Genomic DNA, 23,014 nt, shown 5'->3' with positions numbered 1-23,014 from the left:
CTCCGTCAGAGCGTGAAGCGCAGCCGGGACGGCTCGCCGCGGGTCAGCCGGTCCGCGTGCTCCGCGGTGTCGAGCACGTCGGCGAGGGTGGCGCCGGCGGCGAGCCGCTCCGCGACGGCCGCCTCGGTCGCCATGACCTGCGCGGCGGCGGTGAGGCGGGCGACGGCGACGGCCGGGTCGAGCACCACGAGGCCGTCGTGGTCGGCGATGACGATGTCACCCTCGGTGACCGGCACGCCGCCGCAGCTGACCGTGCCGCCCAGGACGCCGAGTTTGACGGTGGTGCCGGCCCTCGGCGTGACGTGCCGGCTGTACACCGGCAGTGGGCAGCCGGCCACGAACCGCAGGTCCCGGTAGCCGCCGTCGACGACGATCCCGGCCAGGCCCTTGCCCAGCGCGACCCGGGCGAACAGCTCACCCGCGAGGGCCGTCTCCCGCCCGCCGCCGTCGACCACCAGCACGTCACCGGCCTGCGCGACCTCGATCGCCCGGATCACGCCGAAGAAGTCGTCGCGGCACCGGACCGTGACGGCCGGGCCGCACAGCACCGGGTTCGCCGAGCGGCACCGCAGCGCCGGCGACATGACCCGGACGTCCTCGGCGACGTCGCACAGCGCGGTGGTGTCGACCCCGGCGGCGAGCCGGCGGATCTCATCGATCATGCGGCGACGGTACCGCGCTCAGAAGGTGTACGGGGTGTCGTACGCCGGCACCAGCACCCGGGACCGGGGCGACGCCTCGCGGATCGCGGCGACGAACGCGTCGAGCTTCGCCGCGTCACCGGCGGCGACCGGCGGCGGGTTGCGCAGCGGCGTCTCGAAGTTGTCCCAGTGCACCGGGACGACGACCCGGGGGTGGTCCAGCGCGGTCAGCAGCCGGCGGGTGTAGTCGTGCACGACACCCGCCGACGGCAGCGCGACCATCGCCACGTCGGGCGCCAGGCCGGTGAGGTTGCGCTCGACGAAGTCGCTGCCGCCCATGAAGAACAGCTTCGGCCCGCCGGCGACGGCCACCTGGTAGGCGAGGGTGTCGCCCTCCGGCAGGTCGCCGATGGTCTGCGGTGGCGGCGGCGGGGTGAGCCGCACGCCGGGGAACGCGAGGGAGTAGGCGGCGTTGCGGCTGTGCAGCGACGCGACCACCTCGACGGTGTAGTCGCCGAAGTCGAGGTTTTCGCCGCCCTTCACCGGGACGGCCTGGCCGCCCGGCACGCCCGACGCGAGCGCCAGGTGGTAGGCGGTGAGGGTGCCGAGGACCCGGACCCCCGGCACGGTCTTCGCGATGTGCGGCACGTCGTTGAAGTGGTCCCAGTGCGTGTGGGTGACGAGCACCGTCTCGGCCCCGCCGACCCGCGCGCCGATCGCGTCGGCGTCGACCCGCAGCGGCGTCGCCGGGTCGAACGCGCCGGTGAACAGGCCGGTGGGGAAGCGGGTGAGGTACGGGTCGACGAGGACCGTGCGGCCGTTGACGTCGATGCGCCAGCCGGACGTGCCGAACCACCGCAGCGTCGCGGTGCGGGACCGGGCCGCCGCCGGCGCGGCCGTGGCGGGACCCCCGGTGGCGGCGAGACCGGCGGCGGTCAGGCCGGTGACGGCGGCGGTGCCGGCGACGGCGGAGCGGATGAGGACACGTCGGTTCAGGTCACGAGGTTCGGACATGGCGACCACCCAAACACCGCCGCGGCCGGGCTGTCCAAGACCGCGGCCCCGCACCACTCATATCGCTTCGGATATCAGCGCTGGTCACGCAGCATGCCGACGGCCGCCGCCGCGGCCCGGCCGAGGGCCGTGTCGACCTCGATGCGGGGGGTGCGGCCGCCGTCGACGAAGACGGCCACCGCGTAGCGGCCGCCGTCCGGGTACTCCACGACGCCGATCTCCATCGCGAGCCCCGGCAGGGTGCCGGTCTTGCCGGCCACCCGCACCTCGGCCGGGAACCCCGACCGGAGCCTGGTCCAGAACAGCTGGCGGGCCATCAGCCCGCGGACCGCCGCGCACGCCGCGGGGGGACCGGCCTCGTCCCGCCACAGCATGCCGAGCAGCCGGGTCAGCTCCTCCGGCGTGCTCGACGTCGTGCGCCGCGGGTCGAACACGCGCAGCGCCGCGACCCGCTGCGGCGGCAGCGTCGGGAACAGCCGCGCGAACTCCGCGTCGTCGCGGGCGCCGATGTCGGCGAACATCGACTCCAGCATCTGCCGTGGACCGCCGACCACCCGGGTGCGGGTCAGGCCGAGCTCCGCGGCGAGCAGCGCCAGCAGGTCGGGGCCGCCGATGCGGTGCAGCAGCACGTCGGCGGCGGTGTTGTCGCTGATGGACATGGCGAAGTACGCGAGGTCCCGCAGCGACAGCTCGACGTCGTCGGCGCAGCCGGCGGTGCCCCAGCCGCCGAACCGGTCACCGGCGCCGACGACGACGCGTTCGGCCGGGTCGAGCGCGCCCACCGCGACCTGCCGGGCGAACTCGAGCACCAGCAGCACCTTGACGATCGACGACAGCACGACCTGCTCATCGGCGCCGACCCCGATCGAGCGCCCCGAATCGATGTCGCGGGCGTGCAGCCGCCCGCGGACCCCGGCGGCGGCGAACGTCTCCTCGATCAACATATGGTCACTGTATGGTCGACCTGTCCAGGCATCTGCGGTACTTCCTCGTCGTCGCCGAGGAGCTGCACTTCAGCCGGGCCGCGGAGGTGCTCGGCATCGCCCAGCCGCCGCTGAGCCAGGCGATGCGCCGGCTGGAGCGCGAGCTGGGGGTCACGCTCTTCGACCGGCTGCCGCGCGGGACCGAGCTGACCGCGGCCGGCCGGGCACTGCGCGACGAGGCGGCCCAGTTCCTGGCGGCCGAGCGGCGGCTGCGGGCGCTCATGCACAGCATCCGCGACGGCGACCTCGGCACGCTGCGGGCCGGTGTGCCCCCGGAGACGCCGCCGGCCGCGCTCGGCGAGCTGCTGCGCCGCCTCGGCGAGCAGGCGCCCGGCGTCGACGTCGACCTGCAGGAGCTGACCACCGCGGAGCAGCTCGACCTGCTGGCCGCGGCCCGGCTCGACGTCGGTCTCGTCCACCACCCGGTCGACGCCGCCGACCTGCGCCGCGGCCCGGTCACCCGGGTCCGGCTCGGCGTCGTGCTGCCGCGCGTGTCGCCGCTGGCGCGGCTCGCCGAGCTCACCGCCGACCAGCTGGCCGGCCAGGGGCTCGTCGTGTTTCCCCGGGTGACGGCGCCCGGCTGGTACGACACCCTCCTCGGCGGCTGCCGGGACCTCGGTTTCGTGCCGGCGCGGGTGCGGCACGCCCGCAACCCGCGGTTCCTGTGCGGGCTCGTCCTCGCCGGCCTCGGGGTGGGCCTGGACCGCGAGGACGCCGTGCGCGGCGAGCCCCGCGTCACCTGGCGCCCTCTCGCCGGCGACCCGCTGTGGCAGGAGACGTCGGCGGTGTGGCCGCGGCGCGCCCCGCACCCGGCGGCCGCCCGCTTCGGCGCCCTGGCCGGCGCGGTGCTTCAGCCGCGCACGGACGGCCCGGGTCGCATCCTCGGCTCGCCGGGACCGTGGTCGGTGGTGTTCGACCGGGCGAACACCACCGACCCGTGCGCTACATGAAGACGGTGTACGGGCAGGCGTACATGATGGTCTTCTGGTCCTGGAAGATCTCGGGCAGCTCGACGTTGCGGTCGAACTCCCACATCAGGCTGTTCAGCCAGGGCTGGTACGAGGGGCCGCCGCACACGGGGTGCGTGAGCCCGAGGACGTGGCCGATCTCGTGGGCCATCGTCCACTTCCCGGACCGGTACTTTATGACCAGGCCGGGCCGGCCGGCGGGGTGGTTGGCGGTGCCGCGCGCGACGATGCCGACCGCTCCGGGCAGGGCGGCTCCCGGGCCGGCCAACGCCGGGCCGCCCCAGCCGACGAGCCGCTCGTCGAACGAGCGTTGCCGGACGTGCCGTCGGGGGCGATCGCGTGTCCCGCCGGGGCGATCGAGCGTGACGGCCAGTTGGCGGCCGGGTTCCACCAGGTCGTCGAGACGCCGCCGTCCGGGCGCACCCAGAACAGGTGCCGATCGCCGAGCCCGGCGGGGCCACCTGCCACCACTCCCACACCGGGCGGGCGTCGCTCCACGTCGCGGTCATGACCGCACCGTCGAGGCGGATCCAGAAGACGTCCAGGGTGTCCGGACGGCGCGCGACGGACACGATCGTGGCGGCCACCGCGTTCGCGGCGGCGGCCGGCTGCGACGAGCCGCTCGGCACCGCGAAGTCGGTCGCCCACGCGTGCGCGGGTGCCGGCGGGACGGCCACCGCCGACGTCAGCGCCACCGCCGTCACCACCGCCGCCGCCAGGGTCCTGCCGGCGGGCGCGCCGCCGCCGGTCGCGGCCGGTCGCCGCCGCGGCGGGCACCACCAGCTCCAGTCGAACATGATCGGCTCCCTTCGGAGCATGCCGATGGTCGCCGGGATGGCGACCGTGCTCGTGGATGTCGTGCCGGCCGCCGGGACGATCTCTCACCGACCCGTCAAGATTTTCTGGGAGGTCGCGGCGTCGGGACACCGGGTCGCCGGCCGCACCGGGCCGGGCGCGGCCCGTCGTGGGCGGGGGTCGCGCCTGGAGCACGATGTGGCCGGTCGCTACCCGGCGGAGCGTCGCGCGAAGCGCCGGGGCGGGCACGGCCGAGCGGGGGCCGACCGGCCGGGCGGGTGATCGCCGCGTACGTGCCGTCGGCGCGGGTGCGGTCCGCTACGCCGCTTCGTCGATGGGGATCTTGACCAGGAGCGCGGTGCCCTGGCGGGGTGGGCTCACGACCTCCATGTGGCCGCCGAGGGCCTCGACGCGGTCCTGCAGGCCGATCAGTCCGGTGCCCTCGCCGAGGTCGGCGCCGCCGACGCCGTCGTCCTGGATCGACAGGCGGAACACCTGGTCCTCCGTCTCGGCGCGGATGTGCACGATGGTGGCGCGGGCGTGCTTGGCGGCGTTGGCGAGCGCCTCGGACACGATGTAGTACACGGCCACCTCGGTGGGGTCGGGCAGCCGCCGGCCGATGTGCAGGTCCAGGTCCACCGGGGTCTCGCTGCGGCGGGCGAGGGTCCTGATCGAGGCGCCGAGACCGCCCATGGACATGATCGCCGGATGGATGCCTCGGGAGACCTCCTGCAGGGTCTCGAACACGCCGTTGAGGCCCTGCGCGGTGCGGGACAGCTGGGTCTTGTACGTGGTCAGCTCCGGCGGCATCGACGCCTCGGTCATGCTCAGCTGGAGGCCGAGCGAGACGACGCGTTGCAGCACGCCGTCGTGCAGGTCGCGTTCGAACTGCCGGCGGGCGTTGTCGGTGGCGGTGACGATGCGGGCGCGGGAGGCGGCGAGCTGCGCCCGGTGCTCGGCGTTGGCGACCGCGGTGGCGATGAGGTCACTGAAGTCGCTCAGGCGCCGCTCGGCCGCGGGCGGCATGGTGTCGGCGGTGAAGGACACCGCGGCGAGCACGCCCCACAGACGCCCCTGGACCATGACGGGCACCCCCGCCGCCGAGCGGATGCCCAGGCCGCGTACGGTCTCCGCGGCAGGGCCGGGGATGCCGTCGTAGCCGTCGATGCGGGCCGGGCGCCTGGTGCGCAGCACCGCGCCGGCGACGCTGTGCCCGTCGAGCGGGACCGACGTCGGGCCGTGCGGGTCGTTGAGACCCGCCAGGCAGGTGGCGGTGTGGTCCGGCTCGTAGCGCATCAGCGTCGTGCGGACCTCGCCGAGGGACCGGCAGAGCTCCTCGGTCATCGCTTCGAACACCTCGTTGAGCGAGGCGCCGCGGGCCACCAGCGTGGCCACCCGCCGCCACGCGGCCTGCTCCGCCACCAGCATGGTGACCTTGCGGCTCGCGTTGAGCGAGGTGACGACAGCCTCGTGGTCGCGCGCCGCGTACAGCAACGACTCCAGCGTCGGCACGACCCGCTGCCGGAGGCGCTCCAGCGTCCGCTTGGGGACGTCGGCGGGGATCAGCAGGGTGCCCAGCCGGGTCGCGCCGTCACACAGCGGGAACGCGACCCGCTGCGCGTCGCCGGGGACGGCGTCGAGCTCGATAACGGCGGAGCGCAGCTCGAGCGCCTCCGCGAGCCGCCGCGCCGCCGGGACGAGCGCCGAGCGCAGGTCGTCGGCGCACAGGATGTGCTTGGCCAGCTCGGTGGCGAGGGCGGCTTCCTGGCGGCGTTCGGCCGCCTCGGCGGCGCGGGAGCGGGCGAGGCCCGCCAGGTGGCTGGTCGCCAGCCCGGCTCCGGTGAACATGAGCAGGATCAGCAGGTCCCGGCTCGCGGAGAAGCTGAACGACAGCGCCGGCGGCACCTGGAAGAAGCTGAAGGCGAGGACGCTGATGACGGCGGTCAGGACGCTGAGCCAGGGTTTCCAGACCATCGAGACGATCAGGACGCCGCAGAAGTACAGGGCGCCCGCGACGGCCAGCGGCGAGCCGTCCCTGAGGGCGAACATCACGAGGGTCTCCACCGCGACGCACGCCGTGGCGACGACCAGCCCGACCCAGGACGGTGGCGGGTGCGGCCTCAGCAGCAACGGAACCAGGTTTGCGGACACCGGCGACCGTCTTTCACCTCGCCGTCAACATGAAGCCTGCTCCTGCGGCCGGCGCGGGATGCACCGGGGATCGCTGGCCGTGCTGACGCAGCTTCCTGCACCGGCATTCTATCGCAAAAAGTACATTCCGCTGGAGACGGCCTGGTTCACCCGCCGGCCCTCCGGATCGCATGATGACGTGTCGCGCTAGACGAGGATGCCGATCGCCCCGGAGCCCACCATGTCGGGCGCCGGCGACGCCATGAGCCGGGTCAGCGCCGCGCCGGCCGCGCCGGCCAGCGCCTGCAGCCGCGCCAGCTCCTCGTCGGTGACCCGGTGCGGCTGGATCCAGTAGGCGCCGATCGCGCCGAGCGGATCTCCGACGCGCATCGGCACGATGACGAGGCTCTTCACGAACGTCGGCCGGTACGCCTCCTGCGGCACCCGCTCGTCGAACTGGATGTCCGGCACGATGGCGGGCTGCCGGTTGAGCATCGACCAGCCGCTGATGCACTGCTGCACCGGGAACCGCTGCCCCTTCCACAGCGGGCTCACCGCGTCCTCGTCGGCGTAGAAGCAATGCCCCTCTTCCAGCAGCACCACGGTCGATCCGTGGGCGTTCGCCAGGCGCCTCGCGGCGCTCCGGATGATGTGCTGGGCCTGCTCGAGGTCCTGTACCAGGGCCAGATCGGCCACCGCCATGTCCAGCAGCTCGGACGCATCCATGATCGACGGCCTTCCCGGGTACGGTGTCGCACGCGCGGCACGACGCGGTTGACGGCATTACTTCCAGTGTTCGACGCTCCACCGTCGCCGACAACGGTCTGCGATCATCCGGCCCGGGCCGTCACCCGTTCCGGATGATCGCCGCCGGCTCGTCCGTCACGGGTGAGCCGGCGCGGCCGCGGCCGGGATGCCGGTGTCCGCGCGGCACGGCTCACGCGGCACCGCCGAACTCGGCCACCTCGGGCCAGCGGGGCCAGCCGGGGTCGCCCGTCGCGGCGAACCGCACCCAGGCCGCGTGCATCCGGCCCGCCAGGTCGCGGGGCGCCGGACCCTCGCCGAGCAGCGCCCGTGGCCCGTGCAGGGCCGGCAGGTCCAGCCGGTCGAAGACGAACGGCAGCTCCATCACGTGGCTGGCGCCGAGCCGCCCGCCGAGCGCGCCGGACCGCCACGCGAACCGGTACGCCCACGTGGATCCGTGTGCCGCGTGCGCCTCGGTCAGCGCCCGGGTACCGGCGCCGAACAACCCGTCGCCGAGCACGGCCGTGTGCAGCTCGGCCACGGACGCGTCCGGCCACCGCGCCCGGTGCGCGCGGACCGCCTCGACGGGATCCGGGTGGAACCGGGCCGCGGTGGCGAGCAGCGCCGCCTCGGTGCCGGCCTCCTGCCCGCCGAACGGTGCCAGGTACAGCGCACCCTCGTCGAGGTTCGCGCCGATCAGCAGGTCGACGCCGGCGCCCGCGCCGGCCGCGACGGCCACGGCCGGCTGCCGGTCCAGCACGAGGCCGCACGCGGTGATGCCGCCGAGCGGGGTCCGCAGCCGCCGGGCGGACAGCCGCGGGGTCAGCTCGACGAGCCGGTCGTCGCCGATGCCGGCGAACGTGGCGACCGCCGGCTCGATGCCGAGCTCGCGTCCCGCGCCGGCGGTGACGACGGCCGCCTGCTCGCGGGTGAACGCGGCGAGGCCGCTGCCGCTCTGGCTGATCACCCGGCGCAGCAGGCCCGCCGAGGCGGGGTCGGCCAGCACCGCGCCGGCGATGACCGCGCCGGCCGACTGCCCGAACAGGGTGACGTTGCCCGGGTCGCCGCCGAACCGGGCGATGTTGTCGCGGACCCAGCGCAGGGCGGCCAGCACGTCGAGCAGGCCGCGGTTGTCCGGGGCGCCGGGCAGGTGCAGGAAGCCGGCGACGCCGAGGCGGTAGTTGACGGTGACGAGGACGACGCCGTCGCGGGCGAACGCGGCGCCGTCGTACAGCGGGGCGTCGGCCGAACCGGCGACGAAGCCGCCACCGTGCACGAACACCATGACGGGCGCGGGTACGGCGCGCACCGGCGGCGCCCAGACGTTGACGCTGAGGTAGTCGGTGCCGCGCCGCCAGCCGGGGCCGAAGTACGGCGACATGTCCAGCGCGCCGAAGGCGTCCCGCCGCGGCTGCGGGGCGGTCGGACCCCGCCGGGTCGCGTCCCGGACCCGGGTCCACGGCTCGTGCGGCTCGGGCGCGGCGAACCGGGCCGCGCCGACCGGACCGGCCGCGTAGGGCACCCCGAAGAACGCGGTGCCGTACGCGGTGTCCAGCCCTCGGACCGGGCCCGAGGTGGTGTCACAGACGGTCAAAGGGACCCCACTGCTTGATGGCGAACGCGTCGCCGCGGCGCTCGACCTCCAGCGCGCCGTGCCCGCTCAGGTGCGCCGGTAGGACCAGGGCGTTGCGGTCGGCGGCCCAGCCGAGCAGCTCGCGGCGGGTGGCCACGGCGGCCGCCGGGTCCTCGCAGAAGCAGCTGTTGTGGCCCGCCTCCATCACCTGCAACGGGGTGTGGATGAGGTCGCCGGCGAACAGCGCCCGGTCACCGCCGGAGTCCAGGATCAGCACGCTGGATCCGGGGGTGTGCCCGGGCGCGGCTCGCAGGCGCAGGTGCGCGTCGACGGTGTGGCTGTCCTGCCACAGCTGGACCTGGCCGGCGGCGAGCACCGGCGCGACGCTGTCCTCGAAGACGTGTTCGTTGACGCCGCCCGCGACGCCCGGGTTGTTCGCCGGGTCCCAGAACACGAAGTCGGGGCGGGGGATCAGGTACGTGGCGTTGGGGAACGTGGGCACCCACTCGCCGTCCACGAGCCGGGTGTTCCAGCCGACGTGGTCGACGTGCAGGTGCGTGTTGACGACCAGGTCGACGTCCTCGGGCCGCACGCCGGCGCGGGCGAGGTTGCCGAGGAAGTCCAGCCGCAGGTGGTCCCACGCCTCGACGGCCGGCCGGGTCTTGTCGTTGCCGACGCCGGTGTCGACCAGGACGGTGCGGCCCTCGCTGCGCAGCACCCAGGTCTGCATGGCCACGTGCACCATGCCGCCGCCGAGGTGGTCCGGCACCAGCTGCGCCTCGTGGCGCCGCCAGGCCTCGTCCGGCACCGACGGGAAGAACGCGCCGGTCGGCATGATCGGGCCGTGCATCTCCTCGACGCGGGTCACGGTGACGTCACCAAGTTTGATGTCGTGCATTGCGGTGCTCCTCGATTCGTGGCCGGCGCAGGGCGCGCGGCATCGCCGTACACATGCGGAAAAGTTGCGGTGAAAGGAGACGGCTATTCGGCGCGCGCGGGGGAGTGGCGCGCCGCCGCCGGGAACGCGGTGCTGTGCGCGAGCAGCGCCATCGCCGCCCGCGACGGCGAGCCGGGCTCCGTGGTGGCGACCACGACCGTGTGGCCGTGCTCGGTGCGCAGCGCCTGCTGGGTGACGGTCATCGCGCCGACCAGCGGGTGCCGCAGCTCGTACGTGGCGCCGGCGCCCGACTTGACCCGGTGCGCCGCCCACAGCTCGGCGAACTCGCCGCTGCGGACCGTCAGCTCACCGACCAGCGCCGACAGGGCCGCGTCGGCGGGGAACTGCCCGGCCGCCAGCCGCAGCGTGCCGATGACGGCGCGCGCCTTGGCCGGCCAGTCCGCGTACAGCTCGCGGGTGTGCTGGTCCAGGAACACCAGCCGGGCCATGTTCGGCCGGTGGCGCGGCAGCCGCGGCCCGGCCGGGTCGAGGTGCCCCGCGAAGAGCGCGTGGCCGGTCCGGTTCCAGGCCAGCACGTCGCTGCGCCGTCCGAGCACCACCACCGGCGTCTCGCCCATCGCCTCGACCAGCTGCTCCAGCTCGGCGGTCAGCCGCTCCGGCGCGGTGCGCCGCGGCGCCGGCCGGGCCCGGCTGCCGGCCGCCAGGACGTGCAGGTGGCGGCGCTCGGCCTCGTCCAGCCGCAGCGCCCGGGCGAGCGCGTCGAGCACCTCTGGCGAGGCGTTCAGCGACGACCCCTGCTCCAACCGGGCGTAGTAGGACGCGCTCACCCCGGCCAGCATGGCGAGCTCCTCGCGGCGCAGGCCCGGCACCCGCCTGCGGTCGCCGTAGCCGGCCAGCCCCACGTCCTGCGGCCGCAGCTGCGACCGCCGGGTCGCGAGAAACTCGCCGAGCTGCCGCCTGCTGTCCATGTACCGAGTATCAGGACCGGCGCGCGGGCCAGCCACACCCTGCCAGTGACAGGCTCCGCCAGGATCGGTCAGGGCCGCAGCGTCAGGCGGAACACGGCGCCGTCGCCGTCCGGGCCCGGCGACGTGACGGTGACGCCGCCGCCGTGGGCCTGCGCGATCTGGCCGGCGATCGGCAGGCCGAGACCGCTGCCCGGCCCGCTGCCGGTGCCGCCGCGCCAGAACCGTTCGAAGATCCGGTCCTGCTGGTCGGGTGGGATGCCCGGTCCGTGATCGGTGACCGTGACGGCGACCGTCGACGGTGACTGATCGAGCCGTACGCCGACCGCGGTGCCGTCCGGTGCGTGCCGGACCGCGTTGTCCAGCAGGTTGGACACGGCCCGCCGGACGGTGGGCTCGTCGACCCGGCACACGACGGCCGGCGGCCCGCTCACGGTGACGGTGACCCGGCGCGGCGCGGCCAGCACGCCGGCGTCCGCGACGAGCTCACGCACGACGGCCATGAGATCGGTCGGCCGGCGGTCGATCGTCCGGGCCCGGCCGCGGGCGTCCACGAGCAGCTCCTCGATGGTGCGCTGGAGGCGCCCGGCGGCCGCACGGGAGCGCTCCAGGCCCTGCCGGTAGGTCTCCAGCGTCGGCGCCGGATGCGCGAGCAGCACCTCCGCGTTGGTCATGAGCACCGCCAGGGGCAGCCGCAGCTCGTGGCTCGTCTCCTCGATGAGGCGCCGCTGGGTGGCCGCGGCGGCCTCCAGCCGGTCGAGCATGCCGTCGAAGCCGGCCGCCAGCGCGGTCACCTCGGTCGGCCCCTTGTCGAGGGCGATCCGGCGGCTGAGGTCCGTGGCCTCGATCTCCTCGGCGACCGCGCGCACCCGGTGCAGCGGGCGCACCGCGCGCCCCGCCCACCACCAGGCGAGCGCCGCGGCAACCGGGGCGAGCGCGAGCAGCGTGCCGAGCGGCCAGCCCGCCAGGTCCACCGTCGACCCGGTCACCACGGGCCGGCCGTCCTGCGCCGTCGACGTGACCTCCGTGTCGGTCGCCGAGATCACCCCGAACAGCAGCAGCGCCGGCAGGTAGCTGGCGAGGAAGCCGAGCGTCGCCAGCCGCACCCGCAGCGATCGCCATGGTCGTGTCACGGTTCGCTCCGCAGCTGGTAGCCGACGTTGGGGATGGTAACGATGGGCGACGGCTCACCGAGCTTGCGCCGTAGCCGGCTGAGGATCACCCGCACCGACGCGGTGAACGGGTTCGCGTTGACGTCCCAGACGTGCTCCAGCAGCTCCTCCGCGGACAGCACCGTGCCCGGGTGGTGCATGAAGTACCGCAGCAGCGAGAACTCGCGCGGGGTCAGCGCCAGCGGCACGCCGGCCCGCCAGGCGCGGTGGGTGGCGAGGTCCAGCGCCAGGTCACCGGCCCGCACGGTCGACCCCAGCTCCTCGCCCCGGCGCCCCAGCGCGCGGAGCCGGGCGGCGAGCTCCCCGAAGTGGAACGGCTTGACCAGGTAGTCGTCGGCGCCGGCGTCGAGCCCCGCGACCCGGTCCTCGACCGCGTCGCGGGCGGTGAGCACCAGCAGCCGCCTGGGCCGGTGCAGGTCCCGGTCGCCGCCGAGCCGGCGCAGCAGGTCCAGCCCGTCGCCGTCGGGCAGGCCGAGGTCGAGGCAGACCACGTCGTACGCGGTCGCGCGGAGCAGCTCCTCTGCGGCGCCGCCGGTGCCGGCGACGTCGACCGCGTACGACTCGTTGCGCAGCCCCATGGCGACGACGTCGGCAAGGTCCGGATCGTCCTCGACCAGCAGGATGCGCATGCGTGGCCTCAGCTCACCCGGCGCGCGGCCGTCGACCCGGCCGGGCCGGTCAGGGTCATCCGCGCCTCCGCGAACGCCAGGATCACATCCGGGCCGCCCGCGGTGGGGTCGTCGGGGTGGTACCGGTCGTCGCCGGACGGCAGGAACACCAGCGCCGGTTTCGCGGTCGGCACCTCGGCGGCCTCCACGCCGCCGGCCTCGTTCAGCGCGAAGTAGCCCAGCACCTGCCTGCCCCGGGCCACGACGGTGACGTACGTGCGCAGCTCGCCGCCCTGCGCGACGGTGCCGGCGAGCCGCACGTCGTCGATCGGCCCGTACTGCGCCTCGAACGCGGCCCGCTCCTTGCGCCCCTCCAGGGTCCTGCCGGCCAGCAGCTCCCGCACCAGCTCCTCGTGCCGGCGCAGGTCGCCGGCGGTGACACCGGCCGGTGGGGGGAACAGCGCGGCGACCGCGTCGGCCCCGGCCGCGCTCACCGCCAGCCGGCCGTCGCGGACGGACACCTCGAAGGAGCCGCCCCCGTCCAGCTGGTACGTGCCGGTCGCCGCGGCCAGCGCGCCGCCGCCGGCCGGCGACGGCGGGGCCGGCAACGGCTTCGCCGCGGCGATCGCGGGCCCGATCCGCTCCAGCAGCTGCTCCGCCGAGATCCTCGGCTTGTTCGACGCCATCGCGATCACCCGCTGCTGCTGGGGAAGCCACACAACGACCGCATTATGCCCGACGTCGCCGCCACCCCCGGCGGTCGTCAGGAACGGGACGCCGAACCGCGAGGCGTCGAACGCCACCCAGCCCGGCACCTCGGTGCGCCCGTCGCCGATCTCCCGACCGGCGCCCGCGCCCGCGATCGCCTTCACCGAGTCCGCGGCGACGATCCCGCCGGTGAACAGTGCGTGCGTCCACGCCGCCAGGTCCTTCATGGTCATGGCGAGCCCGCCGTTGCCCTCGACCGCCCAGTACGGCCCGGCGAAGTCACCGGCCTCGCCGGCCGTGCCGTCCTCGCGGTAGCCGACCGCCCGCGGCTGCGGCGCGGCCGGCTGACCGCTCCAGAAGCCACCGGCGGTGCGGCCGTCGGGCAGCCGCAGGATCCGCGAGGTCAGGTAGTCGCGGTAGCCCGAGCCCGACACCTGGTCCACGATCAGCGCGAGCAGCGTGTACCCCGCGTTGGAGTACAGGTAGTGCTCGCCGGGCTTCCCGGTCACCTCCAGCGCGTCGATCGCCTGCAGCGCCTGCTCCCGGCTCATCGGCTGGCTGTCGTTAGCGTGGGTGCCCTTCAGGCCGCTGGTGTGCAGCAGCAGCTGCCGGACGGTGGCGTCGCCGACCGGCCCCTTCAGCTGCGGCAGCAGCGTCCGCGCCCGGTCGTCCAGGGTGAGCTTCCGTTCGTCGGCGAGCCGGAACACCGCCGCCGCGGTGAAGGCCTTCGTGATCGACCCGATGCTGAACACCGTGCCGGCCGTGTTCGGGCGGGCCGCGCGGTCGTCCGCCGACCCGTACGCCACCAGGCAGTCGAACCGGCCCGCGGTCGCGACCGCGATCGAGCCGCTGAACCCGGCGACCGCCCACGCGCTGAGCGCCGCGTCCGTCTCGCGGGCGCACGGTCCGGACGTACCGGCGGACGGTCGCGGCGCGGGCCCAGGGGTGTCCTCGGTGCAGGCCGCCAGCAGCAGCAACGCCGCCACGAGCAGGGCCAGATGCTTTCTCATGGCGGCGACGCTAGGCACGGCCCCGTGAACGAGCTGTAAACGAGACCGGCGCGCGCGGCACCGGTACAACCGCTGGGCGCCGGGTAGGGCTCCGCCGTGGACGAACGTACCGGCGAACCGCACGTCGGGGTCACCCCGAACCTGTTCGGCATCGCGTACGGCCTGGCGGGGCTCGCGGGCTGCTGGGGTTACGCCGCGATGCTGCGGCTGGCCCCCGAGCTCGTCTCCGACCTGCTGTGCCTGGTGGCGGCCGCGGTCTGGCTGACGCTGCTGATCAGTTACGCCGTGCAGGTGCCGCGGCGACCCGGCGGCTGGACCGCCGAGCTGACGCACCCGGTGCTGGGACCGTTCGTGGCGCTGATCCCGATCGTCGGCATGCTGCTGGCGATCGGCCTGATGCGGCACGAGCAGTCCGCCGGCCGGTGGCTGTTCGGGGTGTTCGCCGCCGCCACCGTCGTGCTGGCCGGGTGGATGACCGGCCAGTGGATCGCCGGCGGCCTCGACCTGGAGCGGCTGCACCCCGGGTACGTGCTGCCCGCCGTCGCCGGAGGGCTCGTCGCCACCATCGGCGCGGCGCTCGCCGGCTGGCAGGGCCTCGCCCGGGTGTGCTTCGGCCTCGGTCTCGTGTCGTGGCTCGTCATCGAGTCGGCGATCCAGGCCCGGCTGTACTTCCGCCCGCCGCTGCCGCCGCAGCTGCGACCCACTCTCGCGATCGGGGTGGCCCCGCCCGCCCTCGCCGGCCTGGCCTACCTGGCGATGACCCGCGGCAAGGTCGACGCCGTCAGCCTCGGACTCGCCGGCTACACACTCCTGGCGGCCGTCGTCCAGGTCCGCCTCGTCGGCGTGTACCGCCACCTGCGCTTCAACTCGGGCTTCTGGGCGTACGCCTTCCCTTACGCGGCGGTCGCCACGTTCGCGCTGCACTGGATCGCCTACGCCCACCCGCCGGGCCACCGGATCTGGGCCTGGGTCGTGATCCTGGCGATCACGCTGTTCGTCGGCGCCCTCGCGGCCAAGACGACGACGGCCCTCGCCCGGCACCGCTTCCTGCCGCAGCTCAACTGAGCCCGGCGGGCGTCAGGTGAGGAACGTGGCGGTGCCGACCGCGGCGGTCACCGGGCCCGCCGGACCCCACCGGATCCGCAGCGGGCCGGTGGGCGGGTCCGGCACCGTGCAGCGCCCCAGGTCGTCGGTGACGCCGGCTTCGTCTGCTACGGCGCCGGCTGACGCCGCGGCGGGCGCTCTTCGGCCTGCTCCCAGGCGGCGCGGGCGGTGTCCGGCAGGTCCGGCCAGCGCAGCACCACCTGGCGCGCCGGCGGGATCGGAGCGGGTGCGGTCATGGGGGTCGCTCCCTTCGTGGGGCTCATGCTGAACCAGACGGGCCTGGGCACCGCCTGATACCCACGCCGCGCGTCGCCTACCCGACACCGCGGCCGCGGGTATGGACCGGCCTGCGGCACACCGTCGCCGCGCTCGCCCCGGGCGGGGTGCTGCTCGTCGACGACATGGAGCTCAGCCGGTACACCCGACCGGACCACGTCGCGAGCGTCACGGCCGTGCGCGACACGTTGCTCGGCGACCCGGGGCTCGTCTGTGTCGAGCTGCCCGCCGGCAGCGGGCTGATCCTCGCCACCCGCCGCCGGGAAGGCTGACGGCAGCCGCCGGTCAGGCTGACGGCAGCCTGGTGTTCTGGTCGGCGACCACCAGCCAGCGGCCGTCGACGAGCGCGTAGGTCAGCGTGAAGTACGCCCGGTTGTCCGACACGACCGCGCCCTCGGCGTCCACGACGACGAAGCGGTACTCGATGAGCACCCAGCCGGTGCTGCCCGCCAACAAAACCCGCCGGACGGTGCGCTCCTGCGTCCAGCTGTCGTCGGCGAACATCTCCCGGTGCAGCTCGACCACCGCCGCCTTGCCGTCCAGCAGCGTGCCGTCCGGCAGGATCAGCACCACCTCGTCGGCGAGCGTCGCCGCGTACGCGTCGAGGTCCTTGCGCTCCAGCGCCGACAGGTGCTCCTCGAGTGCCTCGTCCAGTCCGGTCCGCGCCACCGGGCGACTCCCTTCGATACTCATCGACGTCGAAGGGATCGTAGCCGAGCGCTACGGCCGGAGACCGGCGAACACCTCGGGCCAGTTGCCCGGCAGATGGTCGAGCTTCTCGGCCACGTACCGCCGCAGGATCAGCTCCGCGGCCGCCCGGTGCTCGCCGCTCAGCGCCGCCACCACCTGGTCCAGGCCGTCAACGTCGTGCCGGCTGCGGGCCACGCCGATCGTGGCGAACGCCGCGACGACGTCGGGCTCCTCGTACACGGCGTCGTCCTGCCAGCCCGTCGCCGCGTCGAGCACGTACCGCAGGTGGTAGGACAGGGCCGGCTCCCGGGCCAGCGCCGCGGTGTCCACGACCCGGTCCTCGTCGTTGCCGGTCAGCCCCGAGTCGGCCACCGAGTCCTCGACCAGCTCCAGCCAGTACGCCGGGTCATGCGTGCCGTCGGCCTGCCGCATGAACTCGCTGGCGAACCGGGCCATCGCGCCGGGGTCCGCGATCAGCGGCGTGAGCACCAGATCGGAGGTGTAGGAGAACCCGAAGAACCAGCGCCGCCCGTCGACCACCATCGACTCGATGCCGCCGACCTCACCGACCAGCTCGGGCAACGGTGCTGCCAAGGGTTCCGTCACGCCGACGATCATAGGCCACGGCACCGGAGGATGTTTCGGCGTCGATCGGGTGGGCAGCGCCGGGTGGCATGGGTGACGGCGCGGACCTGGGGGTCCGGTGGCACGAGGTGGGCGGGCGGCCGGTCCGGGTGCTGGTCCGCGGCGGGGCGCGGGCCGGCCTGCTGCCGGCGGTGCTCGTGCCGGGGCTGGGCTCGGTCGGGTCGATGGCGCACGCGGCGGAGCTGGTCGGCCGGCAGACCGCGGTGTCGCTGCTGGACCTGCCGGGCTTCGGGCACCGGCGCGGCCGCGCGTGCGCCGCGACGGTGCCGGCGGTGGCGGCGGCGACGGCCGGGTGGCTGCGGGCGCACGCCCGCGGGCCGGTGGTGCTCGCCGGGCACTCCACCGGCGCGCAGGCCGTGCTGCACGCCGCCCTCGCCGTGCCGGAGGCGGTCGCCGCGGTGGTCCTGGCCGGGCCGACGTTCGCGCCGGCGGTACGCCGGATCCGGCCGCTCGTGCGGGCGTGGGCGGGCAGCACGGGGCGGGAGCCGCCGTCGGGGCTGGTCGCCGCCGGGCCCGACTACTGGCGGGCGGGGCCGGTGACACTGGCCCGGTTCGTGCGCAGCGGCCTGCGGGACCGGCCGGAGGACGTGATCGGCGCGCTGCGCTGCCCGGTGCTGCTGGCGACCGGGGCGCAGGACCGGTTCGCGCCGCCGGACTGGATCGGGCGGCTGGCCGCCGCCGCACCCGCCGCGCGCACCACGACGGTGGCGGCGTCGCACGCGGTTCCCTACTCGCGGCCCGGGCAGTTCGCCGAGCTGGTGCTCACCATGGCGACGGTGGGCGGCTGAGGCGGCGCCGCGCGGCATTATCCTGCCGGACGATCGCCGGTTCGAAATCCCGGATCCGGTACGACATCCCGGAAGGACCTTCCATATGCCCCGCGTGGTGCCAGCGGTCATCCGCACGCTCGACATCCTCGAACTGTTCCTGGACCACCCCCGGCTCTCCGCGGGCGACATCACCGAGCGGCTCGGCCTGCCCCGGACCACGGTGCACGAGCTGCTCGTGACCCTGGTCGCCCGCTCGTACCTGATCTCGGAGCCCGGGAAGCCGGTCATGTTCCGGCTCGGCATGCCGCTGTTCCAGCTCGGCGCCGCGTTCGCCGGGCAGCTGGACCTGGTGCGGGAGGCGCAGGACGTGGCCCGGGCCGTCGCCGCCGCCTGCGACGAGGCCGTGCACGCCGCCGTGCTCGACGGCGCCGACGTGATCTACCTGGTGAAGGCCGACAGCACGCACCCCGTCCGGATGGTGTCCGCGGTCGGCCGGCGGCTGCCGGCGCACTGCACGGCGGTCGGCAAGGTGCTGCTGGCGAGCCTTTCCCCCGCCGACCTCGACGCCCGGGTGGGTGGCGGCGACCTGCTCGGCATGACACCGGACAGCATCACCGACCCGGACCGGCTGCGCGCCGAGCTCGACCGCGTCCGGGCCGAGGGCGTGGCGGTGGACGACGGCGAGTCCGACAGCGCGGTGCGCTGCGTCGGCGCGCCGGTGCGCGACCACACCGGCACCACCGTCGCGGCGATGAGCGTCTCCGCGCCGATCATCCGCTGGACCCCGGCGACGCACGCGGCGTGGACCCGGCTGGTCCGCGACGGTGCGGCCGAGCTGTCGGCGCGGCTGGGCTACCGGGTGCCGAATCGCCCGCGGTGACGCCCGCGGGTCAGACCGTGCGTGGCGCCTTCGCGAGGTTCGCTTCCAGCTCGGCCTTGTCCTGCTTGACGACATAGGCGGGCCGGTCGCGCTCGACCCGCCAGGACTCGCTGAGCGGGCTGACGTCGACCGTGTCGAACCCGATCCGGTCGTAGAGATCCGCGGCGAACGCGACCGCGTCCGGATGGTCCGAGGACACCGCCAGCGCGCGCCGCCCCGGCGTACCGGACGGGGAGCCGTCAGTGGTGATGTCGGCGGCGGCGATGTGGTTGAACGCCTTGACCACCTTCGAGTCGGGCAGGTGCGCCTGCAGCAGCCCCGAGGTGGTCGCCTCGCCGCGGTCGAGCTCCTCGAACCGGCCGTCGCGCTCCCAGTAGTAGTTGTTGGTGTCGAGCACGATCTTGCCGGCGAGGGGCTCGACCGGAACCTCACGGAACCTGCCGAACGGCACCGTGACCACCACGACGTCGCCCGCGGCCGCCGCCTCCCGCGCGGTCGCCGCCCGTGCGGACGGGCCGAGCTCCGCGACGAGGGCGGACAACGTCTCGGGCCCCCGCGAGTTCGCGATCACGACGTCGTGCCCCAGCGCGATCACCGCCCGGGCGACCTGGCTTCCGATGTTGCCTGCCCCGATGATGCCAAAAGTTGTCACGGTCAGCCCAACCCGGGCGGACCTGCCCATATTCCCGGAAATTCCGACCGGATTCATGGTCGTTCAAGGCCCGGGACCGGTCCAGTCGCAGGGGCCGCCCGCGTGGACGCGATGCCACGCGGACGGCCCCGGTCGGTCCTGCCGTTCAGTTGTGCCGGTCAGTCCTGCGCGTCGGGTCCCTGCTCGGGGCCGTCGGCGACGAACGTCGGCAGCTCGCGCCGGCGGCGCACCATGAGCAGCGCCACGCCGGCGGCGATGAGACCGGCCGCGGTCAACGTCATGCTGGTCAGCGCGACACCGGTGACCGGCAGGCTGCCGCCACCGCCGCCGCCACCGCCGCCGGGTCCGGGCGTGACGGTGCCGGAAGGGACCGCGGAGCTGCCCTCGACCGAGCCGGAGTCGCTCGGCGACGGGCTGGTCGACTGGCTGGTCGACGGCGACGGCGACGCCGACTTCGTCGGCGAGGGCGACGGCGACGGCGAGGTGGTGGTGGCGGGGCAGGTGTGCGTCAGGTTGAAGTCGTCGGCCTTCGTCGCGTCGTTGTCGACGACCGCCGAGCCGTCCAGCAGCTTCCAGCCGGCCGGCACGACGACCCATGCCTTGCTGGTGCCCTTGTCGTTGAGGATGCCGTCCGGGTACGGGTCCGACGCGTCGGCGATGTGGACGGTGACCTCACCGCCGGCGACCGGCTGGAACTTCAGCGTCAGCGACACGAAGCTCGCGTCGTTGCCGGGCAGGACGAACACGAACCCGTCGGCGCCGGCGCCCTGGTACTGGCCGGGGATCTGGTCGCAGCTGTGCGTGCCGAACCCGGCGGCGGTGGCGCCGCGGTGCGCGCTGTGCAGCGGCAGCGTGACCGACGCGGCGGCGGGTGCGGCGGCCAGCACGGCGGCCAGGGCGGCGCCGGCAGGCACCAGGATGCGGGGCAGCTTGCGCAGCGGCAGCCGCCCAGTGGGCATGGACAACGGGGCCTCCGGGTCGTGACGCGAGTTCAGCTTGCGGCTGAAGAGGCGGCAGAGGCCCGCGTGGCGTTACGTTGTACGGTCGGTCATGCCCCACCTACCGGGCGTGTCCTACCTGGAGGGGTCGGTGCTCTCGCGGACCTCCAGGCGGTGCGCGACCGTGATCCGCCGCGGCGGGAGCCCCGCCCCGGCCGGGGTGAGCCGCTCGGCGATGCACCGCAGCGCCTGCTCGGCGATCGCCGCCTTGTCCGGCGCGATCGTGGTGAGCGACGGCGTGGCGTACCGGCCGTCCTCGATGTCGTCGAACCCCGTCACCGCGAGGTCCCGCGGGATGCGCAGGCCGGCCCGCAGCGCCGCGCGCTGGGCGCCGAGGGCGAGCTGGTCGGTGAAGCAGAACACCGCGTCGAACGCGACCCCGGCGGCGCGCAGGCCCTCGAGGGCGGCGGCGCCGTCGGCGCGGTGCAGGGCCCGCACCGGCACCTCCAGGGCCGGGTCGTGCGGCAGGCCCGCCTCGGCGAGCGCGGCCCGGTACCCGGTGAGCCGGTGCGCGGCGGTGCCGTTGGCCAGGTGCGGCTGCGGGCCGATCGCGGCGATGCGGGTGCGGCCGAGCCCGATCAGGTGCCGGGTCGCGTCGGCGGCCGCGGCCACGTTGTCGATCGCCACGTGGTCGAACTGGCCGTCCTGCTCGCCGATCAGCACCAGCGGCGGGCGGCCCGGGCGGGGGAGCAGGTCGTCGGGGCTGACCGCCCACGGGCTGATGATGAGGCCGTCCACGACCTGGCCGCGGACCCCGTCGAACAGGCGCCGCTCCCGGTCGGCGTCGCCGTCGGTCTGGTCCACCAGCAGCGTCCACGACCGGGCCTGCGCGCCGCGGGTCAGCAGCGCCGCGAGCTCGCCGAAGTACGGTGACGCGATCTCCGGGATGACCAGCGCGACCAGCCCCGACCGCCCGCCGCGCAGGCTGCGCGCCGCGGCGTTGGGCCGGTACTGCAGCTCGTCGATGGCCCGCTGGACCCGGGCCCTGGTGTCCGCGGCGACCATCGGGAAGTCGTTGACGACGTTGGAGACGGTGCGCACCGACACGCCGGCCCGCTCGGCGACGTCCTTGAGGCTGGCTCCCACGAAGGTCATCGTAGGCCACCACTTGCAACGTTGCATGCAACGTTGCAACATCGGGGGATGACGCTCTCCGCCGACCGTGCCCGCGACGACATCTACCGCGACGGCATCACCGCCTGCCCCGGTGCCTTCACCCCCGAATGGGCCGACCGGATGCGCGAGGACATCGAGCTCGCGTTCACCGACGCCCTCGACCGCCCCGGCGGCGCGGTCGGCCGCGGCCCCAACCGCTATTACGTCGAGATCCACCCCGAGCAGCTGCGCGGCTTCGTCGACCTGGTCACGCACCCGTGGGTCACCGCCGTGTGCGCCGCCGTGCTCGGCCCGCGGTACGAGATCGTTGAGCTGGGCTTCGACGTCCCGCTGCCCGGCGCCGTCGACCAGCCGTGGCACCGCGACTTCCCGATGCCCGACGCCACCCGGCGCGAGCGCCGCCTCAACTCCCTCGCCTTCAACCTCACCGGCGTCGACACCGTCGAGGCCATGGGCCCCTTCGAGATCGCGCCCGGCACCCAGTTCGACGACGAGCCCGACTTCGCCCACGGCATGTTCCCGCCGAAGGAGCGTTGGCAGCGGTACCGCGAGCTGGCGGTCCGCAAGTACCCCCGCCGCGGCGACATCTCCGCCCGCTCCGCGCTCACCATCCACCGCGGCACCGCCAACATCTCCGACACCCCGCGCCCGGTCCTGGTCCTCGGCGTCGACGCCCCCGACGCCGGCAACGCCGACCGCCACGACATGGCCGTCACCGGGGACTACTGGGCGGCGCTGCCGCAGGCGGTCCGCGACCACCTGCACTGCCCGGTCGTGGACGCGCTGACCCCGATCAACCAGAAGCACACCATCGAGGGCCTCGTCATGGGCGCCGCCGAGTAGCGGCCGCCTATCCTCGGCGGATGATCGGGAACCTGGTCGCGGTCGTCCTCGACGCCGCTGAGCACCGGGCGCTGGCCGCGTTCTACCGCGACCTGACCGGCTGGCCCTTGTCGCCCGCCGCCCCGCCCTCGCGGCCGGACGCCGGTGGCCGGGCGGCGCTGGACGCCGGCGACGGCTGGACGGTCGGCTTCCAGCACGCCCCGGACCACCGCCCGCCGCGGTGGCCCGGCCAGGAGCGCCCGCAGCAGGCGCACCTGGACCTGCGTGTCCCCGACCTGGAGCCGGCCCTGCGCCGCGCGGAGTCCCTCGGTGGCACCCTGCTGCGCCGCAACGACCGCTGGCTCACCGTCGCCGACCCGGCCGGGCACCCGTTCGACCTCTGCTGGCAGCCCGGCGCCCCCGGCGTCCAGCTGCTCGGCCCGGTCCTGGACTGCCCCGACCCGCTGCTGCTGAGCTTCTTCTACACCGCCCTGCTCGGCAAACCTCTGACCTACAGCGACGACGACAACGCGATGATCGGCGAACCCGGCACCCGGCCGGTGCTGTTCCAGCGGGTCGCCGGCTACGCCCCACCCCGCTGGCCGGACCCGGCCCACCCGCGGCAGCTCCACCTGGACGTCACGGCCGACGACCTCGACGAGGCCGAACGGGCGGCCCTGAGCCTGGGCGCCACCACGGCCGCCGCCGGCCCGAGCTGCCGAGTCCTGCTCGACCCCGCCGGCAAGCCCTTCTACCTGCACAAAGCGAGGTGACCAGGACAGCGATCCAGGTGGGGACCTGCCACATCCGCCGGTAGGACCGCGGCGGCCTACGCGGAGCCGCCGGCTCGGT

At 74.8% G+C, this 23,014-nt stretch carries 26 protein-coding genes; 8 read left to right on the top strand and 18 right to left on the bottom strand.

Annotation, left to right across the window (positions count from 1 at the left end; translation table 11 throughout):
• Window positions 1-5: 5 nt before the first annotated feature.
• The 3 genes from OP18_RS24610 to OP18_RS24600 form a co-directional block, all read right to left on the bottom strand.
• Window positions 6-662 (bottom strand): RraA family protein, encoded by a 657-nt coding sequence (locus OP18_RS24610; protein ID WP_033361370.1) that lies wholly within the window; start codon window positions 660-662, stop codon window positions 6-8.
• 18 nt (window positions 663-680) lie between these two features.
• On the bottom strand, window positions 681-1,655 hold the full coding sequence (locus tag OP18_RS24605; protein ID WP_033361499.1) for an MBL fold metallo-hydrolase: 975 nt from the start codon (window positions 1,653-1,655) through the stop codon (window positions 681-683).
• A 74-nt stretch (window positions 1,656-1,729) separates the two neighbouring features.
• Window positions 1,730-2,599 carry a serine hydrolase gene (locus OP18_RS24600; RefSeq protein WP_033361369.1) on the bottom strand — a complete coding sequence of 290 codons (870 nt, stop codon included), beginning with the start codon at window positions 2,597-2,599 and terminating at the stop codon, window positions 1,730-1,732.
• An 11-nt stretch (window positions 2,600-2,610) separates the two neighbouring features.
• Between OP18_RS24600 and OP18_RS24595 the strand changes: the two genes are divergently transcribed.
• Window positions 2,611-3,588, top strand: coding sequence for a LysR family transcriptional regulator (locus OP18_RS24595; RefSeq protein ID WP_033361368.1), 978 nt, complete (start codon window positions 2,611-2,613; stop codon window positions 3,586-3,588).
• Here the strand turns inward: OP18_RS24595 and OP18_RS24590 are convergent.
• Complete coding sequence (locus OP18_RS24590) at window positions 3,581-3,997, bottom strand: zinc metalloprotease (RefSeq protein WP_033361367.1); 417 nt, start codon at window positions 3,995-3,997, stop codon at window positions 3,581-3,583. The genes OP18_RS24595 and OP18_RS24590 overlap by 8 nt on opposite strands.
• A 41-nt stretch (window positions 3,998-4,038) precedes the next feature.
• Between OP18_RS24590 and OP18_RS24585 the strand changes: the two genes are divergently transcribed.
• On the top strand, window positions 4,039-4,683 hold the full coding sequence (locus OP18_RS24585) for a hypothetical protein (RefSeq protein WP_033361366.1): 645 nt from the start codon (window positions 4,039-4,041) through the stop codon (window positions 4,681-4,683).
• A gap of 36 nt (window positions 4,684-4,719) precedes the next feature.
• Here the strand turns inward: OP18_RS24585 and OP18_RS24580 are convergent, their stop codons facing one another.
• The 8 genes from OP18_RS24580 to OP18_RS52945 all read right to left on the bottom strand — a co-directional run bounded on the left by OP18_RS24580 (window position 4,720) and on the right by OP18_RS52945 (window position 14,209).
• Complete coding sequence (locus OP18_RS24580) at window positions 4,720-6,531, bottom strand: sensor histidine kinase (RefSeq protein ID WP_052387247.1); 1,812 nt, start codon at window positions 6,529-6,531, stop codon at window positions 4,720-4,722.
• Between the two features lie 207 nt (window positions 6,532-6,738).
• Entirely contained in the window at window positions 6,739-7,257 is a 519-nt protein-coding gene (locus OP18_RS24575) for a GAF domain-containing protein (RefSeq protein WP_052387246.1), read from the bottom strand.
• Between the two features lie 211 nt (window positions 7,258-7,468).
• Window positions 7,469-8,869, bottom strand: coding sequence for a carboxylesterase/lipase family protein (locus OP18_RS24570; protein ID WP_052387245.1), 1,401 nt, complete (start codon window positions 8,867-8,869; stop codon window positions 7,469-7,471).
• Window positions 8,856-9,746, bottom strand: a complete 891-nt coding sequence (locus OP18_RS24565; RefSeq protein ID WP_033361365.1) for an MBL fold metallo-hydrolase — start codon at window positions 9,744-9,746, stop codon at window positions 8,856-8,858. Before OP18_RS24565 ends, OP18_RS24570 begins: the two co-directional genes overlap by 14 nt.
• An 83-nt stretch (window positions 9,747-9,829) precedes the next feature.
• Window positions 9,830-10,714, bottom strand: coding sequence for a helix-turn-helix domain-containing protein (locus OP18_RS24560; protein WP_033361364.1), 885 nt, complete (start codon window positions 10,712-10,714; stop codon window positions 9,830-9,832).
• 68 nt (window positions 10,715-10,782) lie between these two features.
• The gene (locus OP18_RS24555; RefSeq protein ID WP_081971059.1) at window positions 10,783-11,844 is read right to left on the bottom strand and encodes a HAMP domain-containing sensor histidine kinase; all 1,062 of its coding nucleotides are present in this window, start codon (window positions 11,842-11,844) and stop codon (window positions 10,783-10,785) included.
• Window positions 11,841-12,512, bottom strand: coding sequence for a response regulator transcription factor (locus tag OP18_RS24550; RefSeq protein ID WP_033361363.1), 672 nt, complete (start codon window positions 12,510-12,512; stop codon window positions 11,841-11,843). Before OP18_RS24550 ends, OP18_RS24555 begins: the two co-directional genes overlap by 4 nt.
• 8 nt (window positions 12,513-12,520) lie before the next feature.
• Window positions 12,521-14,209 (bottom strand): serine hydrolase domain-containing protein, encoded by a 1,689-nt coding sequence (locus tag OP18_RS52945; protein ID WP_081971058.1) that lies wholly within the window; start codon window positions 14,207-14,209, stop codon window positions 12,521-12,523.
• Between the two features lie 96 nt (window positions 14,210-14,305).
• Here OP18_RS52945 and OP18_RS24540 point away from each other — a divergent pair, with 96 nt between their 5' ends.
• Window positions 14,306-15,274, top strand: coding sequence for an SLAC1 family transporter (locus tag OP18_RS24540; protein WP_052387242.1), 969 nt, complete (start codon window positions 14,306-14,308; stop codon window positions 15,272-15,274).
• Between the two features lie 146 nt (window positions 15,275-15,420).
• Here OP18_RS24540 and OP18_RS61920 read toward each other — a convergent pair whose 3' ends face one another.
• Window positions 15,421-15,549, bottom strand: coding sequence for a hypothetical protein (locus tag OP18_RS61920; protein ID WP_260710351.1), 129 nt, complete (start codon window positions 15,547-15,549; stop codon window positions 15,421-15,423).
• A 147-nt stretch (window positions 15,550-15,696) separates the two neighbouring features.
• On the opposite strand from OP18_RS61920, the gene OP18_RS57505 reads away from it, so the two are divergent.
• Window positions 15,697-15,861, top strand: a complete 165-nt coding sequence (locus tag OP18_RS57505; RefSeq protein WP_156089736.1) for a hypothetical protein — start codon at window positions 15,697-15,699, stop codon at window positions 15,859-15,861.
• A gap of 13 nt (window positions 15,862-15,874) precedes the next feature.
• On the opposite strand, the gene OP18_RS24535 is transcribed toward OP18_RS57505, so the two are convergent.
• Together OP18_RS24535 and OP18_RS24530 are read right to left on the bottom strand one after the other, a co-directional pair.
• Window positions 15,875-16,258 carry a YybH family protein gene (locus tag OP18_RS24535; RefSeq protein ID WP_033361362.1) on the bottom strand — a complete coding sequence of 128 codons (384 nt, stop codon included), beginning with the start codon at window positions 16,256-16,258 and terminating at the stop codon, window positions 15,875-15,877.
• Between the two features lie 51 nt (window positions 16,259-16,309).
• A complete protein-coding gene (locus OP18_RS24530; RefSeq protein WP_156089735.1) occupies window positions 16,310-16,885 on the bottom strand; it encodes a hypothetical protein in 576 nt (191 codons plus the stop codon).
• Between the two features lie 68 nt (window positions 16,886-16,953).
• Between OP18_RS24530 and OP18_RS24525 the strand changes: the two genes are divergently transcribed.
• Complete coding sequence (locus OP18_RS24525; RefSeq protein ID WP_033361360.1) at window positions 16,954-17,712, top strand: alpha/beta fold hydrolase; 759 nt, start codon at window positions 16,954-16,956, stop codon at window positions 17,710-17,712.
• Between the two features lie 97 nt (window positions 17,713-17,809).
• Entirely contained in the window at window positions 17,810-18,574 is a 765-nt protein-coding gene (locus OP18_RS24520) for an IclR family transcriptional regulator (RefSeq protein WP_245635509.1), read from the top strand.
• Window positions 18,575-18,584: 10 nt separating this feature from the next.
• Here OP18_RS24520 and OP18_RS24515 read toward each other — a convergent pair whose 3' ends face one another.
• The 3 genes from OP18_RS24515 to OP18_RS24505 all read right to left on the bottom strand — a co-directional run bounded on the left by OP18_RS24515 (window position 18,585) and on the right by OP18_RS24505 (window position 21,319).
• The gene (locus OP18_RS24515; protein ID WP_033361492.1) at window positions 18,585-19,226 is read right to left on the bottom strand and encodes an NADPH-dependent F420 reductase; all 642 of its coding nucleotides are present in this window, start codon (window positions 19,224-19,226) and stop codon (window positions 18,585-18,587) included.
• A gap of 158 nt (window positions 19,227-19,384) precedes the next feature.
• Window positions 19,385-20,185, bottom strand: coding sequence for an LPXTG cell wall anchor domain-containing protein (locus OP18_RS24510; RefSeq protein WP_052387241.1), 801 nt, complete (start codon window positions 20,183-20,185; stop codon window positions 19,385-19,387).
• A 114-nt stretch (window positions 20,186-20,299) separates the two neighbouring features.
• The gene (locus OP18_RS24505) at window positions 20,300-21,319 is read right to left on the bottom strand and encodes a LacI family DNA-binding transcriptional regulator (RefSeq protein ID WP_033361358.1); all 1,020 of its coding nucleotides are present in this window, start codon (window positions 21,317-21,319) and stop codon (window positions 20,300-20,302) included.
• 48 nt (window positions 21,320-21,367) lie between these two features.
• On the opposite strand from OP18_RS24505, the gene OP18_RS24500 reads away from it, so the two are divergent.
• Both OP18_RS24500 and OP18_RS24495 read left to right on the top strand, forming a co-directional pair.
• Window positions 21,368-22,183, top strand: coding sequence for a phytanoyl-CoA dioxygenase family protein (locus OP18_RS24500; protein ID WP_033361357.1), 816 nt, complete (start codon window positions 21,368-21,370; stop codon window positions 22,181-22,183).
• Between the two features lie 20 nt (window positions 22,184-22,203).
• Window positions 22,204-22,935 carry a VOC family protein gene (locus OP18_RS24495; protein ID WP_033361356.1) on the top strand — a complete coding sequence of 244 codons (732 nt, stop codon included), beginning with the start codon at window positions 22,204-22,206 and terminating at the stop codon, window positions 22,933-22,935.
• Window positions 22,936-23,014 lie beyond the last annotated feature (79 nt).

The sequence above is a fragment of the Dactylosporangium aurantiacum genome (assembly GCF_000716715.1).
GTDB lineage: Bacteria > Actinomycetota > Actinomycetes > Mycobacteriales > Micromonosporaceae > Dactylosporangium > Dactylosporangium aurantiacum.
This window is presented reverse-complemented; position numbering and strand designations above follow the sequence as displayed.